Source organism: Rhizobium terrae (genome assembly GCF_003425685.1).
In the GTDB taxonomy this organism is placed as follows: domain Bacteria; phylum Pseudomonadota; class Alphaproteobacteria; order Rhizobiales; family Rhizobiaceae; genus Neorhizobium; species Neorhizobium terrae.
Genome location: NZ_QJKM01000039.1, coordinates 1 through 15,084, shown reverse-complemented (window position 1 = coordinate 15,084; position 15,084 = coordinate 1). Strand labels below are relative to the sequence as shown.

Sequence of the window (15,084 nt, the reverse complement as noted above, 5' to 3'; positions counted from 1 at the left end):
ACCGGCGAACCCCTCATGGGCATCCTCATTCAGTCCACGAGATCCGAATTGGCCGAAATGATCTCCATGGCATTCCCAAAGCCTTCGCCGGCCCTGCTCAAGGATGCATGGCGCGCGATCCCGTTTGCGGTCGAGCAGATCTATGCCAATTGCAAGCCGATGCGCTTCAACCCCGCCGCCCCAGCAAATGACCCGTAGCGTCATTACCGGATAGACGGCCTCGTAATCAGCATGTGCTGCGTCACCAGCCGCACAACGTCAACCCAATTTGACCGTGGGGCGCTCAAAACGGTTACCCTTAACCCGCTCGGAAGCTTCTAACTGATGACAAGAGGCAAAGCGGAAGCCCTATGAATCGCCGGGAGCATCGGCACGCTGGACCGGACAGCGACGCCGGCAACGGCGTTGCGGATGGAAACAATTAGCACATTGCCCCGAAGAACTTTTCTTGTTGCAGACCATGCTGGACGACTGCGTACCGTGGCAGAAACCTAGGTGGAGGGAAGGACATGAAATCGGGGGTAGCATGACGGTGCTCTATGAGCGGCCGTAAACATCGCGGTCTCTTTCGACATCATAGCCACGGGCCGCAAGTGCGTTGTGATTTCGTACGCTCGACCTCTCTGCCGGCGGCCTGGTGCGTGCTTCGTTGCCGCCGTTGACAGGGTTGGGCTTGTTGGCCACCTTCGGCAAGGCGGCGCTGTCCAACGTGAACGCCGTGCTGGGATTAGCCAAACCGCCAGAACGGAGCCGCGGTATCGGGCCTTCACTATGGAATCGGGAAGCCAACAAGTCATCGATTGTAACACGAGGCCAATTGCTTCCCAGCGTGGTTGCCATGTTACGCAAAACGCTAGAATGAAGCCGCAGTACAGGGCCGGTGTTTTTATACAGTGGGGCAAACAAGACTTCGGTCACACGATCTGGCAAGGGGCTGGGCAGCGGGAACGCCGTGCTGCGATTGGATCGACCGCGGGAACGTAGACGGGATATGGGACCTTTACTTTTGAACCCTAAAGGGAACCAGGCTTTCACGCTCGGTGATATCGCCGAGGACCCTGGCGCCAATTGTTCTGTTAACTGCCGCAGGATATTCTCGCCCAGACGCAGAGTAGGCGATCTACTCTTAGCAACCATACTTCTTAAAAAATATCGAGGAACCGTACTTTCAAGATGAGCCATGATTTCAGTCCTGACTGTTCCCAGTAAAAAGGCAACCAAATCTATCCATCAGGCGTAGAACCATTCACAATGTCATGAACAAAGTGAAACCTTCGCACAAGGGTTGCAGCGCAGTCTATCATCATGAAGAAGAGATAATAAGACCACTCCTCCCCAGAGAGCGTTCCGGTTTCATTTGAAACACGCGAATGCAGCTTACCGATGTTCTGGTTCGACAAGATCAAGTTTTTGAAGGCTTGGTTCGGCCAGCCTGACCTCACAGAGAAAATGGAAACGACATTGGATTGTTTCGGACCATACGATAGGAAGACCGTAAAGCCGCCGGCCGTCCGAATCTAAATATGGCATAGGTCATGAGCACGTTGCGAACGTGCTTGATCATCGAAGACACGTGGCATTGTTGGTGTTTGCTTAAGCCCGGTTGATTGGGCGTTGCTGTCCGGCGTGGTGGCTTGGGTAGTGGCCAGCGTAGCCGAAGAGCTAGATGATCGTGTACCCAAGGTGTTGGCTAATTCAATGGCGCTCGGAGGTCGACCTTTTTGAAAATCGGCCACAACGATTGCTTCAAGAGGATTTTCCGCAGCTCGCGATTTTGGAAGATTGTATGCCTGGGCGCCTATGTCCCTCTTCAGCTTTGAAACAATACTTCTCTTGATCTCCAAATCCTGATCTCCAACAGCTTCAATTCCACCTCCAGACCGGAGATGATCTTAGAAAGCTGTGCCGCTTCATCCCTTAATTGGGATAAGCCTTTTGGCAAAGGTGGGAGAGGCTTGCTCGTCAATGACCTGATGGATTCAGGAGACCGGGATGGCGTGTCGTCACCGGACAGAGTGGAATTACTTTGCCTGCTGGCCGCCTGACGTTCCTGCAACGGGATAATGGGCTTACTGTTGAAGCCAAACATGAAACCTGCCTGTTCGGGCAAAGGCTTGGACGGCACAGTCATATCAGATGCATTGGAGCTCAGAGGAACGCTTAGATCTCGGCTTGAGAAATTTGTTGACCTTTCTTGTGCCGAGCCGCGCGCAGGCTGGCTCAATGCAAGCATATTGGGTACATCGCGGCGCGGAAGAGCACTTAGATTTCGGCGTAAGAAATTTATTGATCTTTCTGTCGATCTTTTAATCAGATTCGAGGTCTCACTTTTTATCTTCTGAAAATAAGAGCTGAGCGACCTTCGGGAATTTGTTGGCTTCGTTCTGGGAGGATACATATCCGGAATACGCTCCTCCAATTCGACACCATGAAAATATCCGTGCGGCGGAACTAAGTCATTGTATAGCTTATCTAAGGCAGACAATATCTTATCTCGATTGGGCGCGCCCTGCGGCAATTCGGATGTCAGCGAATTCAATTTACCGTTCATCCAGTGCGCCAAATCGAAGTCAGGATTATAAGCAGAAGTATCTGGATTTCCCGCCCGTTTAAAACTTTCTGCTGCAGCCTCCAAGTTAAGAACATGCCCTTGCGTCTGTGGCCTCGAGAACTTGGGGGAAACGACTTCCGAACGCTTTAATTCCGACGGCTGCGAATATACTTGACGTGGGAATTCGATAGGACGGTGCTGGAACTCAGTGGATATTCGAGAACCTGGCTCGACGATAACTCTCTCTACCATTATCTGCGTCCTATTAAACCTGGCACAAACTCATGTGTCAGCTAAAAAAACTAACCAAAAATCACCTTGCTGGAATCTAATGGCAGTTTCGCCTTATACAAGCTGGTTAACGTTTCATCTGCAATACCGGTGTGAACTGCCCCCACTTTCGACCGGACACTCAGCATAAGCAGGAAGGCTCAAGCACAGGCTTGGGGATAGGCTTATGTCTAACGAGTTTCGACAGGTCGACCTGATGATTGGTGACGTCCGGCGGCGACGCTGGACAACGGACCGCAAACTGCAGATCATCGAGGAAAGTTATGCCGCTGGGGAGACCGTTTCGTCTGCGGCTCGGCGGCATGGAGTTGCGCCAAATCTACTTTACCGCTGGCGTCGGCTCCTGAGCGAGGGAGGTGCCGTGGCCGTGGATTCCGATGAACCAGTGATCGGCAATTCCGAGGTGAAGAGGCTGGAAGATCGCGTGCGCGAGCTTGAGCGTATTCTGGGGCGCAAGACGCTGGAGAACGAGATTCTCCGCGAAGCCCTGTCCAAAGCCCAGTCAAAAAAACTGATATCGCGGCCGATCTTGTTGCCGAAGGACGGTTCCCGATGAAGACGGTGGCAGATGTCCTGGGTGTGTCACGGTCCAATCTCGCCGAGCGTCTCAAAGGCAAGTCCAAGCCGCGTGGCTCATACCTCAAAGCGGACGATGCCGAGCTGCTGCCTGCCATTCGCAGGCTTGTCGATGCTCGACCGACATACGGCTATCGGCGGATCGCTGCCCTTCTCAACAGACAGCGGCGAGCCGCCGATCTACCCGTTGTCAATCGTAAGCGGGTTCACCGCATCATGGCCAATCATGCCATGACCCTTGAGAAACACACGGCGGTGCGAATAGGCCGAGTCCACGATGGCAAGGTCATGGTGATGCGGTCTAACCTTCGCTGGTGCTCAGACGGCCTTGAGTTCACCTGCTGGAATGGCGAGGTGGTCCGTCTCGCGTTCATCATCGATGCGTTCGACCGGGAAATCATCTCATGGGCAGCCGTCGCCAATGCCGGGATATCCGGCTCCGACATTCGAGATATGATGTTGGAGGCCATCGAAAAGCGCTTCGGCACAACCAGCGCCCCGCATGCCATCGAACACCTGTCTGATAACGGCAGCGCCTATACCGCGCGAGAGACCAGGCTGTTTGCTCAAGCCCTCAACCTGATCCCATGCTTCACGCCGGTTGCCAGCCCACAGTCGAACGGCATCTCTGAAGCCTTCGTCAAAACTCTGAAACGCGACTACATACGCATCTCACCTATTCCGGATGCCGACACAGCTCTCCGGAAAATCGACGAGGATTTGTATGATGAAGGTTCTGTCAAGCATTCATTGGCGTCTCCTTTTAACTTGTGACTGGGCTGCTTTGGCTTACTGGCGCACTCGGCCCATCGACTTGTATTCGGCGAGGGTTAGACCTCAACCACGATCCCATTCATGGGGGCCAAGCAGTACTGAAGAGCGGCGTCACACTACAACACGGCGGATGTTATCCGGACCAACTTCAATCTCGGCAGCCGCTCTTCTTTCCAGTCGCCCGTCGACGCTTGGAACTCTTATAAAGCTTCCTCTTTCAGCGAAGCCCCCTGTGGGACAAGCCCGTCTTCAACAAAATGCCAGATGGCGACCGCGAGCTTTCGAGCGAGCGCGATGATGCCAATCTTGCGAGATCGGCCCGAACCCGCCCCGAAAGTGCTACGGTACCATTGGGATAAAGCGCTTGCCGGCTGATACCTCAGCCAACACCACGCAAGTTCAACGAGCAGCCGTCGGGCGAAGCGGTTACCAGCTTTGCTGATCCCCTGATCATGCTTTACAGCACCACTTGCATACGGACTCGGTGCCAAACCTAGAAAGCTCGCCAAACACTTTCGATTGGCAAATTGGCGGTGGAAAACCTCAGACACCAGCAGTATCGCGCTCAGTCTGCCAATACCCTTAAGCGTGGCGATGCGGTGAACCTTGTCGACGTTGGGAATGCCGAGAGTACAGCCCTTCAAACTTTCTTCGAGCTGGCGGTCGAGATCACGGATATGGGCGTGGACCAGTTCGAGGCGTTCGAACTCCCTCGTTAGTTCTGCTGCAAGGAATTTGCCAAGTGGTTGGTCATCGGCTGTTCTGACCACTTGTAGCCACTTACGCCAGTCGCCTCCCCAGAGAGCCTTGACCTCGCGGATACCATGAAGATTGAGCAGGGCACGAATACGGTTCACATGGCGTGTCCTTTCGGCCGAAAGCTGCAGACGTTCTCTGTCGAGGCGTTTGGCATCTTCCTCCTCCGGCGTGGGAACACGAACTTCGCGGCACACCGTTCTGTCGCCCTGGTCGAAAGATCGGAACATTCTGACCATGGATTCAGCATCGAGCCGGTCTGTTTTGGCCCTGCGGCTTCGCCTGTTGACCAAGAAGCTGGTGGAGTCGAGCACAGATGTACGAATGCCTCGCTTCTGCAAGAACCTCGCTAACCAGAAGCCTTCATATCCAGCCTCAAAGCAAACGACGATCTCTGTAGGGCGACCATCTACCGCCGCTGCGTTCGCTTGCGTGCTTTCCAACATCCCGACGAGCGCTGCGGTATCGCCACCCCGAACCTGCCGAAGCTTCACGCGATCTGAGCTTGGGGAAAGCACCGCAACTAGCCATGTAGACTTGCTCAGCTCAATGGCCGCATATACTGACACAGTGGACTTCGCGTTCTCGTTCATCGGAGGCCTCCTCGTTGTCGATGAAGCGGATGAGCCGGGTGGCTCCTCCATAGCATCTACAACGAAGTCCATCCACACTCAGCGCTGAAAATGGCCTCCCCAAGGGATTTCATCAAAGCATTGTCTCAATAGCTGACCTGTCCGGCGAAATGGGGGGCACTCCAATCTGCAATACCGGTGCAAACCGCATCTCTCAAAAAACATAGATAATTTTATCCTTTTCCTGGAGTACGACTTCCAACAAGGTATATTTTGAATCTCTCCGAAGAGCTTCATCTCCAAGCCGCTAACCATCTCCGAACTGAAGAACCTTGCCGCCGGCGCATGCCGCGCATGTTCTTTGATTTATGCCGACCGTGGGCGCATGGACCGAAGGCACCGACCGCGCCAACGGGAGAGCCTAACGCATGCAACGAGACGGACTTGCCGTAAAGCCCGTCAGCGACCAGGCTGCTCGTCGGTTATTCCATCGAGCAGGCCGTCGTAAACCTCCAGAAGGGCATCGGTGATCGCTTGACCGAGCGCTCTCCCGGCCTCCCGGGCGTCTTCTTTCGTGCCGTCACGTGCGGCTCTTGCCAGATCGAAGCCTTGTTCGCTGATGATCTGTTCTGCGACCTCGATTGCCCAGAGGCCGAAATCGCAGCCTTTCTCGATCTGGATCGCTTCTTCCATTATCCGCTCTCGTCGTTATTGCGAAGACCGTGTATTCGGTCGGACGCCGGATGACCAGATCCTGGGACCAACAGCCCTTTCATCGCCGGTATGAATCGGACTTTGTCCATCGATTCAAAACCTTCGTTGGACGCGGATCATCGTAGCTACGATCCTGCCGGCATTCCCCTTAGGCTATCGCGCGCTGGGCCATATCATCGCATAATGGCACCCCGGTGTTAGCGGAGCGCCATTGAACTGGTCAGCGGGACCAGATGAGCTTGTGCTCGCCCTTGTCGTCCTGGACGAGGGAGGCGTATACGGGCGCAGTGAAGGACGGATCGTCGAGCTTGAGTAAGAGGTATTCGGCGCCGGTTTCGCGGGCGGTGCGGCTCCAGCCGGCTCCGAACTCGACACCACCGGCGGTGACGCGGAAGTCGGGTGCGCGTTCGTTATCGCGGTCGCAGGGTTTGATGGATGCCTTGACGTTGAGGGTGAGGGTCTTAATGGCGCCGGTATATGCGCCGGTTTCGTCGCGGGTGAAGGTGCCGATCTGGGCCATTGTCTTGATCTCCTGAAGTTGTTCGAAGTCGCCCGATGCGGCCTCGCTGGCAGTCGAGAGGCGACGGACTGGACGGATTGCATCCGTAGGACCGTGGCGTGAGCGAAGGACGGCGGCAGCCGAGCTTGCTGGATCGCGAGGAATGGCCGCTTACGATCAGGGAAGAGGTCGACGGAGCCGTTGCAGGCCATGGCCGACCCGGCGCCAGACAGACCAGCCTATAAGAGGGTCGTATCGGGGACTGTGCGGCAGTGTCGGCTGAGAACGACATGGGTGATCGTCGCCTCCCCTCAGCATAATCAGCGCCGCAACTCGGCGCAACCCTGCCTCCCGCCGTCGCTAGGCCAACCAACCTCAGGTACAGCTATGAGCGAGAGCCCTGTAAAGCTCCGCTCGGCCTATTGAGACGATAAGTTGCTCGCCTATTTATCAACCGCGGCCCCTCTCCGCGTTTCGATCCCGGACGGGCAAATTGCGGTACTGAGGTAGGGAGGCTGAGGCTGGGTGATTGTTCCCGCTCAAGTCGACCAGGATTTCCGCAGCATTGAGTATTTCGGCGTCGTGCCGCGTCGATTGGCTTGGTTGGCCATTACGATGGGAAGCCTGGGTTTGTGGATGCGCAGCGGGCGAAATCGGCCTATCATTTGGTAGGAGCGAGTTTGTTAAATCACTGGGAGGGGGCACCCGAGTTCCGCTGTTGTGCAATAGATGCAATGCGTGCAAAACTTGGCCACCATTTGGTAAGCGCTTTATTAGATCGGCAACAGAGTGATCCGGCACGCGGTCCTCGCCCTCGAGACGCTGAACCCTCTGCTGGAAGGTCGTCACCCTCCCCCGCGGTAGTTGATTTGAGGGCGGGCGCTTAGTGACACCCGTTGGTTTGCCCGCGGCTGCCACCGACATTGGCTTGGCGCTATTTCTTCCGCGCTCGGAGGAAGCCCGCACAGCTCGAGCGATTTCGCCTGTTATTTCTTTAGTGAATTCCGCCATCGCTGCGGCATACTCCTCGGCAGTTTTGACGGGATTTACCGGGGTGAAGGGGCTCATTGTGCTAGGGTATGCAAGTGGCAATTCGGCTCTAATGCCCTCAGGCGCGTTCCAGGCCCCTTGCTGCTGCGGTTTCCGGAGCACGGTCACTCGCCTGGCTCCCGATGGTTGACCCATCTGAGCGCTCTTCTGAGAGGCGGAAACAGTAACAGTCTGCCTTCCCAGGCCACGATCTGGATCGCTGTTCAGGATTGCGCGTAAAGACATGGTGTTTTTGTCTTGCATGAATCTCTCCTCTTGTTCTCGACATTCAACATGTCGCATCTGGAGAAAATCGTTAAGCACTAAGGCGTTTCAGATGTAATGCATGTGATTTGCGCCCAGGTTTCAGGCGGGCGGTCAGCCCGCCGGCGGCATGCGGGCGGATTTTGCCGAAGACGGATCGACATAGTCCCAGCTCCATGCCGCATCGGTCGAAACGAGCATGTTTGGCCGGCAACGGGCTCGTCGAGGCTTGCGATAGGAATGACGAAATTCGGTGCAGCGGGAACGTCATACAGACGGCGAGCCGCCTCTTCCCAACCCCTCTCCCTATTATCATCTGGCACCTCCCTGCGCGACGCGCTGCTGGGTCGATGGGACCGGCGCGTTATCGTCAACGAGCTGCTTGGCGCCAGAATCACAACCAGCTGATTTCACTCTACTCTTTTTCGGGCAGGCTCCAGGTTGACTTATACCCTCCTGTGTTGGACAAAGCGAAGGTACAGATGAGGAAATCTAATGTCAGACGAAGAAGCTCAGATGATTGCGGATGTGATTGGGAGTGCCGAAACCGAACATACGACTGCTCCGACGCTGAAGAAGGCGTCGCGTGTAAGAAAAGCTCCCTCCGACAAACAGGTCGCCATAGCTTCTCCACCGGCAAAGCTGAAAACCCGTGGATTGGATGCCCAGGAAAAGCTGGAGCTGATCCAGCAGGTTGAGGTACAGGTCGCGGGCGGCAAGACCTTGAAAGACGCTGTCAAGTCATTGGGCATTTCCGACCAAACCTACTATATGTGGCGGAAGGCTGCCGCTCAGCCGGTTGCCGAGAAGCCCGCAACGGCAATTTCTTCAGACGACGAATTTGCTGAATTCACGCAGCTCGAGGAAGAAAATCGCCACCTGAGAGCGCTACTTTCCGAGAAGCTGCGCGCGGAAAACGCTGAGCTTCGCAAACGGCTCGGCATGAGTTAGTCCATTTTCTGGCCACACACCGTGTGTTCATCTCGAAGATTTTCTCGGATAATCGATATTATTGAGAGAAGCATCGTGACGCGGTCGTTGAAACCTGAGATTGTGCAATATTCGTCTATCAGTGGCTTTAAGCTTCAAGATCATGAGAACACGACGACGCGACTTCGTCATCGAATACAAGAGCAGCCGGCGGCAGACAAAAGGTCACCCAACGTCCATCTGGGGTAATCTCGATCTGCGAGCGGTTGCGCTTGAGGTCGAGGCCGCATCCGGCCTTGATCAACCGAATGCGCTGCCGAGCGCCTTGGGTTCGGAAAATGTCGTCACGACCGCGAAGAGCGCAGCCGAAGCCGAGTTTCATCCCCTTGAGGTCGGTGAGCAGAATGTTTCTGTCGCGGCATCGGAGACCCCCGACGACAATATTGGGGCCGCTCTCTCCAGCCAGCAGGAAGCCTTCGAAGACACTGCAGCAAATCCCATACCCTTCAAAACATCGCCAACTGGGAAGGCATCGATTTCTCGATGGCGCCTGAAAACTAACTTGCCGCCAGCTGCGTCAGCGAGCTCGACTGATCTTATTGTTGCCGAACAAGCAGCCTTGACGGACGAGCTCCATACCCTGGAAACTGAAAATCGCCACCTGAAGCGCCTGATGATCGCAAAACTTCGAGCTGAAAACGCCAGGTTGCGATCCATGCTGCACCGTTTCAGGGTTATTTGACGCCTTCCCCTCTCCACCAACAGACTGCTGCTCATGTTTCCGTAGCAATGGCGGAGTAAAACGATTAGGCGGCGGAGCAAAATCAGGCCAGTTGTGGCGCCCGCATGAAACCTCTGGGAGCGCGTAGCCCGAGCGAGTCTCATGCTGTAGCAGTGATTTTTTGAGAAGGGTTCAGCCGGCCTTTCGGGCGCGACTTTAAGCGAGACGCATCTGCGGTCGCCGGATCGGCAACTGCCGTTGATAGCCGGGTGGCATCAAATACCTCACCATCTTGGCAACACTGTCGCGCGACATGTTGAAATGCTTGGCCGCCTGACGCCGGCTCATCCCTTCGGAAACAGCCAGCCGCACCTTCAAATATAGTCCACGGTGTAGATCCCGCCCCTCTTGCGTTCATTGCAGAAGGAAAATAAGTGGCCGAATTTTACTCCGCCCGCGGCTGGATTATTCCGCCGCTACCGTGGCAGGTTTTTGCACCGCCGCTCTCACCGCTGATTCGTGTGTCAGAGAATTTCACCGAAATTGCGGAAGAGCCCGCTTCTGGAGAAGATCCAGATCGTGGTCGACTAGCTAGTTTCCGTCCATAAACGCGCATATTTTGTAGCGTTTGCAATCACTTGCCTTCGGTCGAGCATCGCCTTGGGTTATGTGGACGGGACCAGGGGCGCTGGTTTTCGTCAGAGTGGGGTTGCTGGGGTAATCACGCGCACGGTGCTGGGGCCGGCGGGAGGCCGGCTGCGCTGCGATGCGGGTCGGCATCAGGTCGGTTTGAGGCGCGCGAGAAGGACGAGGTTGTACGCCACGACCGAGGACCAGACATAACTCTTGAAGTGATCAAGGCCGCGCCAGGTGCAGCGCGCCATGCCGTAGGCGCGCTTCAGGCAAGAGATGCCGGCCTCGATGCCGGCGCGGAAGTTGCGCAGCTTGCGATAGCCCCAGTTGCTTTTGACCATGTCTTCGACCTGGAGGCCGGCCTTTTTGTGGAAGGCGATGTCGTGGACGCCCCAAGCCTTCGCTGCGACCAAATTGTTGCGCGTGGCAAAGCCACCATCGGCCGCCGCCTGCCGTGGCGCGTTGCCATAGAAGGCGATGTGGCGTTCCAGCATTGGCAGCAAGCGATCGCTGTCGGCCGGATTGCCAGCCTCCCCCACCAGATCGAGGATCATGCCGCTCCGGCCGGCGGTCAGATTGAGTTTGTGGCCGTATTCGACGTCACGACTGCCTTTGACGATGATATCGGCATGAGGCTCGAACAGGCTCACCAGCTTCTCACCCGCCGGCACTGTTTCGCCGGCCAGGACGCGCCGCTCGCTCTGGATGATAACGCGTTCGATCAGCGGCCGATAGTGACGGGCTTCGATCTGCCACGGTGCGATAGAGGGATTGATCGCGACAGCCAGGCGCTCGCTCGCCTGGTCGAGATAGGCCAAAGTCGTGCGGGCGATTGCGATCAGCTCACGGTAAAGTTGGACCCGGTTGGGCCGACCGCGTGTGAACTGAATCTTGCGGGCGCGCTTCTTGGCGCGCGGCGATGGTCTCGCCATGCCAGACCGCCGAGCAGGATGTCGGCCCGCTTCAACAGGCGCACCATGACCCGCACAGCATCCCACAGCAGGCTGCTGTCGCTCGGTTCATGGATCGGTGCTGCGGTGACGGTGCTATCCAATCGCACGACACTGCCATCCTCCAGCCTCGCCTCACGAGCGCTCAGAAGCAGTGCCCGGTTGATCTCTTCCCAGGTCTCTGGCCGGATTGCACTGATCGTCTTCTGTAGCACCGACTTCTGCGGGTACCATGACCACGGCAGCCGCGCAAAAGCGCGAAACGAGGCGCAATCCTCCAGATGGAAGGCCAGTTCCTGATAACTCAGTTGCCGGTATTGCTTCAGCAGCGCGCAGCGCAAGACCGCCTCAGCAGACAGGCCCTGGCGTCCGGTCGCCTTGACGCCATGCCGGCACAGCTCTCGCGCCACCAAGCCAAGTAGGTCGCGATGCTCGTCCAACCAGCCCGACATCGCCTTCAGTTCGCAGCCGATCTCGTGCGAGGCGAAAAGATCGAATATGCTTATATGAGGAGGGTCAATGTGGAACTGTCGTCAGGGTGACATTTCTTGCACTCCGTCGGTTGTTACGGCATCCACGGTCTGAGCCCGATTGCAAGACGCGGCTCGTTGCCAAGCCAGATCCAACTTATATACGGTCGCTGTTCGAAACAGCGGCACCAACATCCCGCTTGCGGCGGACAAGGGCTCAGGAGGACGAGACCATTCTAGCCTACGGCCGTTTCAGGGCCACGCATATTCTCGGTTCGTCCCACCTGGATCCGCCAGGACTGATCGGGTCCTGAAGGATTGCAGAATTCAGTTCGGGTAACCGATCAGACGGTCTTTAAGACCGCGCCCTCGATAACGACGCCGGCATTGACGTATTTCCACAGCGCAACGAGCAGCTTGCGGGCGAGCGCGACAATCGTCGTCTTCTTGAGACGGCCGCCGTTCTGCTTGACCCGATCCTTGAACCACACGGTCAGCGCCGCGTGCGGTTGATGACGCAGCCACAGCCAGGCCATCTGGATCAGCGTCGTTCGCAACCTTGGATTGCCGGATTTTGAGACCCCCTGGTCGTTATCGACCCAGCCACTCTGCCAGGGTGTCGGCGCAAGGCCGGCATAGGCGGCAACCTGTCGTCGGTTGTCGAAGTGACGCGACAGCCCTTCCGACCACAGCACGGCGGCAAACTCCGGCCCGATGCCTTTCAAGATGAGCAGCATCGTCGGTGCTGGCGAGACGACCTGCGTGGCAGCGAGCATGGCGTCGCGGCCGGCCTCAATAGTCTTGATCTGCTCGAGCAACAGTTCCAGCCGATCGAGTTCGCGGCCGATCTGCGCCTTCAAATGTCCCGGCAGCGGACGGCCGTCGCCGGTCTTGCACTCCTCCAGTCGCTTGCGTTGATCGCGACGCAGCGGCTCGTAGTCGGATACGCCCTGGCTGAACAGTAGGCCCTTGATGCGGTTAACGTGTCGTACGCGCTCGTTCGTCAAGGCTTGGCGCTCACGCGAGAGGCGGCGCTGGTCCTCTTCCTCGGGCGTCGGAACGCGGAGCATGGCGCATACCCGCGGCTCACCCCGCTGATAGGCGAGCAATGCCCGAACCAGCGCTTCACCGTCGATCCTGTCGGTCTTGGCCCGCCGCCGCCGGCGCGAGGTTACAATCGATGCCGGATCGACGACGTAGCTTTCGATCCCCTCGGCCTCCAACACCCGATGGATCCAGAAGCCGTCGAGCCCAGCTTCCTGGACGACAATGATCGGAAAGCACCGTCCGGTTCGCGCCCGCGCCTTCCTCTTGAGTTCGGCAAAGCGCGCCAGCATGCCGGCGACGTCGCTGGCCGCCACCATATGTTTCGACATCTTCTCGCCGCCACCCGGCGACAGCGAGGTGATCAGCCATTTCGAGCGACTCAATTCCAATGAGACGAAAATTGCGCAAAGATCGGTGCGGATGGCGGTCGGCGCTTCGGATCGGTGAGCTGCAACGAGCATGCTTGCCTCCAAGGGGTAGGATGTTTGTGTCCAAGCAACCGCACTTTGCCACAGCGTAGGTCGCTATCCACCCTCCTCATAGGATCTGGCTTGGACGGTGCGTTCTTGGCGCATTGTCGGCTCCGGCGGTGGCAGGACTTGGAATCAGTGGCATGATCCAGGATACCTGAAACCGTCGGACCTTGCCCGCGCAGAATCACGATTAATTAAACAAAATCAAACATTTGTCGTTTGTGGGCGGAAACTAGCTATGCCATTCGGCTCCGCCCTCACAGATCGGGGCGGACGGATTTCCCGCACCCGGCTCTTCCCGAGAGTAACCCTCGCCATCTCCCGGCCTGCGCCAAGTTCGAGTAATACGTGGGACTGGCAGCGCAAAGCGTGCGGTGAGGATTCAAATTCCAACCAACTCAATCGCCGGCTTATCTGACTTCGTCGCCGCATAGCGATATGGCGGGGGTATCATCGTCGGACACAGTATCTTTTCTTCGGCTCCAACTGAAAGATGATATCCACGACAAGCGACCATGCCAGAAAAATCAGCGCGATAATCGAGAAGATGTTCGAATAAGGTGTCTGAACGACGGGAAGTAGTGTCAAGCACAGGATAGGGCCTTGCAATACCCAGATTGCTTTCCGTCGTATGGAAGGGTGCATCTCGGCCCTCAATGCCGGCTTAATCGCCTGAGCGGCAATGTGGCCGTACCGCATGAGGCCAATCAAGATGACCCACCCCCCCGCCTTGTGAAGAAGAAGCACTGCGATGGACAGGAAGAGGATCATCAAAGTGTCTATCTCCACATCGAAACGGCTTCCAAAGGGGGAAGCCTTGCCCGTCCGTCTTGCAACAAAACCGTCAATCCCATCAAGGATAAGAGCGACGGCAACCGTTGAAGCGGTGGCCCATAACAAGGACTGGTTCTCCGCACGCAAGCTGGATGTTAATACCAAGCCGCCAAAGGCTGAAGTGATCGCGGCTCGAACCAGGGTGATGATATTTGCCAAGCCAAACCTATCATGGGGATGATAATGAAGGCTACCGAGTGCGAAGGCAGACGTAACCGCATAAATAAGGAAAGCAAGATTGTAGGCGGCCGAGTGCACAGGCTGCCAGCTCGCCAGGAGCTGCATGCTAGCAGAAAGTACGATAGCCACTGCAATTGTTGAAATGAAGGCATCTGTTCGAAGCTTGCGGCTGGCGATGGGCGGTACCTTACCGATTGGCTTTGCGGCCGAAAGCTTGTTGTCTTGCTTGTTCTGGCGCACGAAAGCACTCATAATCCGTCTCCGATGACCAAAACCGCCTCGGGTTGCGCCTGGGCCGATCACATTCCTGTAATGGTAGTTTAGACAACCCACTTGAGCTACACAGCTGAATTTGAGCTGCAATTGCAATCTGGAGAGATAAGGCTTTGACGGCGCGTGATCTGCTATCGGCGTTATGGAAATCGAAAGAAATGCCCCTCCTTAAACGAGAGAACAAGCAGCGCCTGGTGCCTTTCGTTTGGGGACGGATTGCACGCTCGACGATGTTGGAGTCGATCTCGATGCGGCTGTCACTGAGAAAGCGTTCCAGAGATTGTCGGCGGCTCATTGCATAGTGGATCGCTTCCGCCGTCTTGAACTTGCCAGAGACCTTCGCCAGTTCCTTTTCCCAGATTTCAAAAAGGTTGGCGACAATGGCGGCGGACCTCTCCTGTCGTTCGGCAGAGGTGGCTTGGGAAATCTGCACAGGGAGGATAAGTGGAATTTCTGCCTGACTTCGGCTTAGATGCCGGGAACAGGAGAGACCATGACGAGACGACCGCGCCGGAACCATAGCCCGGCTTTCAAGGCGAAGGTGGCA

The 15,084-nt window shown here is 56.6% G+C and carries 9 protein-coding genes and 4 pseudogenes; 5 read left to right on the top strand and 8 right to left on the bottom strand.

The genetic code is table 11. The annotated features are described in order from the left end of the window. Both DMO26_RS32555 and DMO26_RS35140 read left to right on the top strand, forming a co-directional pair. A pseudogene (locus DMO26_RS32555) lies at positions 1-198 on the top strand (YecA family protein); the annotation flags it as partial. A gap of 99 nt (positions 199-297) precedes the next feature. Next, positions 298-553, top strand: a pseudogene (locus DMO26_RS35140) (hypothetical protein); the annotation flags it as partial. A gap of 1,257 nt (positions 554-1,810) precedes the next feature. On the opposite strand, the gene DMO26_RS34030 reads toward DMO26_RS35140, so the two are convergent. Beyond that, positions 1,811-2,803: a hypothetical protein gene (locus DMO26_RS34030; protein WP_162895179.1), complete on the bottom strand. Its 993-nt coding sequence runs from the start codon at positions 2,801-2,803 to the stop codon at positions 1,811-1,813. 205 nt (positions 2,804-3,008) lie between these two features. On the opposite strand from DMO26_RS34030, the gene DMO26_RS32545 reads away from it, so the two are divergent. After that, positions 3,009-4,192 (top strand): IS3 family transposase gene (locus DMO26_RS32545; RefSeq protein WP_117196427.1). Its coding sequence is split into 2 segments (ribosomal slippage): positions 3,009-3,345 and positions 3,345-4,192, totalling 1,185 coding nucleotides; the frame shifts between segments, so codons are not numbered across the junction. Between the two features lie 200 nt (positions 4,193-4,392). On the opposite strand, the gene DMO26_RS32540 is transcribed toward DMO26_RS32545, so the two are convergent. The 3 genes from DMO26_RS32540 to DMO26_RS32530 all read right to left on the bottom strand — a co-directional run bounded on the left by DMO26_RS32540 (position 4,393) and on the right by DMO26_RS32530 (position 6,754). After that, on the bottom strand, positions 4,393-5,541 hold the full coding sequence (locus DMO26_RS32540; protein ID WP_117196426.1) for an IS110 family RNA-guided transposase: 1,149 nt from the start codon (positions 5,539-5,541) through the stop codon (positions 4,393-4,395). Between the two features lie 438 nt (positions 5,542-5,979). Further along, on the bottom strand, positions 5,980-6,213 hold the full coding sequence (locus tag DMO26_RS32535) for a hypothetical protein (protein ID WP_117196425.1): 234 nt from the start codon (positions 6,211-6,213) through the stop codon (positions 5,980-5,982). 241 nt (positions 6,214-6,454) lie between these two features. Further along, positions 6,455-6,754, bottom strand: coding sequence for a DUF736 domain-containing protein (locus tag DMO26_RS32530; protein ID WP_117196424.1), 300 nt, complete (start codon positions 6,752-6,754; stop codon positions 6,455-6,457). A gap of 1,767 nt (positions 6,755-8,521) precedes the next feature. Here DMO26_RS32530 and DMO26_RS32525 point away from each other — a divergent pair. Continuing rightward, entirely contained in the window at positions 8,522-8,977 is a 456-nt protein-coding gene (locus DMO26_RS32525; RefSeq protein WP_226951503.1) for a transposase, read from the top strand. 100 nt (positions 8,978-9,077) lie between these two features. After that, positions 9,078-9,698 (top strand): hypothetical protein, encoded by a 621-nt coding sequence (locus tag DMO26_RS32520; RefSeq protein WP_162895178.1) that lies wholly within the window; start codon positions 9,078-9,080, stop codon positions 9,696-9,698. 758 nt (positions 9,699-10,456) lie between these two features. Here the strand turns inward: DMO26_RS32520 and DMO26_RS32515 are convergent. The 4 genes and pseudogenes from DMO26_RS32515 to DMO26_RS35215 all read right to left on the bottom strand — a co-directional run. After that, positions 10,457-11,781 (bottom strand): annotated as a pseudogene (locus DMO26_RS32515) (ISNCY family transposase). A 293-nt stretch (positions 11,782-12,074) separates the two neighbouring features. Then, positions 12,075-13,238, bottom strand: a complete 1,164-nt coding sequence (locus DMO26_RS32510) for an IS110 family RNA-guided transposase (protein WP_117196422.1) — start codon at positions 13,236-13,238, stop codon at positions 12,075-12,077. Positions 13,239-13,700: 462 nt separating this feature from the next. Beyond that, complete coding sequence (locus DMO26_RS32505) at positions 13,701-14,516, bottom strand: CDP-alcohol phosphatidyltransferase family protein (protein WP_117196421.1); 816 nt, start codon at positions 14,514-14,516, stop codon at positions 13,701-13,703. 193 nt (positions 14,517-14,709) lie between these two features. Further along, positions 14,710-14,955 (bottom strand): annotated as a pseudogene (locus DMO26_RS35215) (IS66 family transposase); the annotation flags it as partial. Positions 14,956-15,084 lie beyond the last annotated feature (129 nt).

Coding starts and splice junctions, on each gene's coding strand:
- DMO26_RS32535 (WP_117196425.1), bottom strand. CDS start 6,213: ATGGAAGAAGCGATCCAGATCGAGAAAGGCTGCGATTTCGGCCTCTGG.
- DMO26_RS32510 (WP_117196422.1), bottom strand. CDS start 13,238: ATGCTCGTTGCAGCTCACCGATCCGAAGCGCCGACCGCCATCCGCACC.
- DMO26_RS32530 (WP_117196424.1), bottom strand. CDS start 6,754: ATGGCCCAGATCGGCACCTTCACCCGCGACGAAACCGGCGCATATACC.
- DMO26_RS34030 (WP_162895179.1), bottom strand. CDS start 2,803: ATGGTAGAGAGAGTTATCGTCGAGCCAGGTTCTCGAATATCCACTGAG.
- DMO26_RS32540 (WP_117196426.1), bottom strand. CDS start 5,541: ATGAACGAGAACGCGAAGTCCACTGTGTCAGTATATGCGGCCATTGAG.
- DMO26_RS32525 (WP_226951503.1), top strand. CDS start 8,522: ATGTCAGACGAAGAAGCTCAGATGATTGCGGATGTGATTGGGAGTGCC.
- DMO26_RS32505 (WP_117196421.1), bottom strand. CDS start 14,516: ATGAGTGCTTTCGTGCGCCAGAACAAGCAAGACAACAAGCTTTCGGCC.